Consider the following 2,218-nt stretch of genomic DNA (forward strand, 5'->3'; position numbering starts at 1 on the left):
TCGGGGACACCGCCTAAGTGAACGTTAAGAAATAGGCAGAAGATTAGCATTTGTTAACGTTCCGTCGCGTTGCTGCCGTAGGGTGTTAAAATAGGCGCAGAGTTTTGAAGGAGATGACCGCATGCAACACAAATGGTTGAATAATTGGATTACCGTGATTTTGGTGTTGTGCGGCGGGTTATTAGTCTTAGGTGTGGCACATAATGCACGTTTATATCAACAGCCAATCGTCAAGGTAACGCGCGTGCTGACGCATAAAACAGTGCGCCAACAAGATGAATTTCAAAATCAGGATAAAACGACAACGCAGCATTTGAATGCTGTGTTACTAAATACAGCAGCACGGGGTGAGCATGTTTCGTTGACGAATACATATAGTATTTCTGGTGCTACTGATCAGCCGTATCACGTTGGTAGCCAACTGTTTATTTCACGTCCAATCAAAGGACAACAGCCGACCATTAAAGGGGCTAAACGAGATGTTGTCATTGCCTTTTTACTATGGCTAACGATCAGCATGTTGCTGGTGTTCATGCGCAAGGCAGGAAGCTTAGCATTACTGTCTGTCGCACTTAACGCAGTGCTTTTTTTTGTCGCAATTAATATTGATTTGAGTTTGAAAAATGGTAATGTGTTTGTGATTTTCAGTGCGATTGCCGTGGTATTCGCAGCGTTGACATTATGGCTCGTCCTCGGCTGGACGCGACAAATGGGAATCACCTTAATTGCGACGCTGTCAGGGACCATCCTAGCCATCGTGATTAGTTTGATTGTCTTTTCAGTCACCCATGAACGCGGCATGCATTATGAAGGGTTACAGTATGTAACAGTGCTGCCAAGACCACTCTTTTTGGCAGAAACGTTGATTGGATCGCTGGGTGCGGTAATGGATGAATCAACTGATATTGTTGCAACGTTATTTGAGTTGAAACGGGAACGGCCTGATGTATCGGCAGGACAATTATTTCAGTCTGGTCGAAATGTTGGACGTTCAATCATGGGACCGTTAGTCAACGTGTTGTTTTTGATTTTTGTAGCGGATACGTTCCCGATGACGTTGTTGTATTTAAAAAATGGGAATAACTGGGGTTACACGTACATGATGAATATGTCGCTTGGCATTATCCAAAGCCTGATCAGTGGTTTAGGAATTGTACTCGCCATTCCGGTGGCAAGCTATGTAGCTAGTCGACTGATGAAAGGGCGTGAGCAAGCATGACGACATTTTCTGTATTAGTGTTGCTGTTATTTATCGCGATGCTTTCGGTTGGTGGCAAGCAAGGCGCCATTGCGTTCGTTAGTTTAGGTATTAACTTTGCGCTGCTATTTTTGAGTATTGTGCTAGTTCAGTTTCATTTGCCACCTTTACCAGTGACGTTTGTGACAGGAATTATTATTTTAGCGGTGACCATTTTCTTTGGCAATGAAGACGATGGGAGCACAACAACCGCTTTTTACGCGGCGGTGATCGCAATGATTTTATTACTGCTCATTATTGTGCCAGTGGAACACTGGGCGCAGGTGGGTGGTTTTGGCGATGAGGACAGTGAAGATCTTGAAGGTATGTCCACGTTGATTGGTATTTCGTTTCTAAAAGTAGAAATCTGCACCGTTGTGTTGAGCACGTTGGGCGCTATTGCGGAAGCAGCGATGGCGATTTCATCTGGGCTTAGTGAAATTCAAGAGCAGCAGCCAACTATCACTGGCCGCCGTTTGTATGATGATGGCATTAATGTTGGTAAACAGATTATCGGGACAACCCTAAATACATTATTCTTCGGCTTTTTCGGTGGCTTTTTAGCGTTGTTTATCTGGTTCGTTGGGTTACATTACTCACTCAGTCAGGTCTTTAATGACAAGGTTTTCGGCGCAGAATTGATCATGGTCTTGCTGTCGTTTATTGGCGTGCTGCTCACGGTCCCAATTACCGCAGCTGTGGCAGGATGGCGCTGGCAAAAACGCGCATCGTAAAAGGGCCTGGGACATAACTAATTATGTCCACAGACCCATTGTTGTTTTCTGATTTTCAATAGTTGAAACGCGTTCGCAGACCCTGATTACTGTGCATTGCCTGCCGACCGTCCAGTGTCGTTTCACGACGCCTACCGCCCTGCCTGCAATTGCTCGCAATCAAAACGGGGTCTGCTCTCGCTCTGTGATCTAAAACGTGGGACAAAAGTCAAGTCGCTGTGCAGACTACGAACAACCTACCGGATTG

At 45.4% G+C, this 2,218-nt stretch carries 2 protein-coding genes; both read left to right on the plus strand.

Annotation, left to right across the window (positions count from 1 at the left end):
- Positions 1-121 precede the first annotated feature (121 nt).
- A complete protein-coding gene (locus IV55_RS02980) occupies positions 122-1,219 on the plus strand; it encodes a YibE/F family protein (protein WP_057809219.1) in 1,098 nt (365 codons plus the stop codon).
- Positions 1,216-1,971, plus strand: a complete 756-nt coding sequence (locus IV55_RS02985; protein WP_057809221.1) for a YibE/F family protein — start codon at positions 1,216-1,218, stop codon at positions 1,969-1,971. Before IV55_RS02980 ends, IV55_RS02985 begins: the two co-directional genes overlap by 4 nt.
- The last annotated feature ends 247 nt before the right edge of the window (positions 1,972-2,218 follow it).

It is taken from the genome of Furfurilactobacillus siliginis (assembly GCF_001437435.1).
GTDB lineage: Bacteria > Bacillota > Bacilli > Lactobacillales > Lactobacillaceae > Furfurilactobacillus > Furfurilactobacillus siliginis.

Excerpts from the sequence above, each read along its gene's own strand:
- IV55_RS02980 (WP_057809219.1), top strand. The coding sequence starts at position 122 with ATGCAACACAAATGGTTGAATAATTGGATTACCGTGATTTTGGTGTTG.
- IV55_RS02985 (WP_057809221.1), top strand. The coding sequence starts at position 1,216 with ATGACGACATTTTCTGTATTAGTGTTGCTGTTATTTATCGCGATGCTT.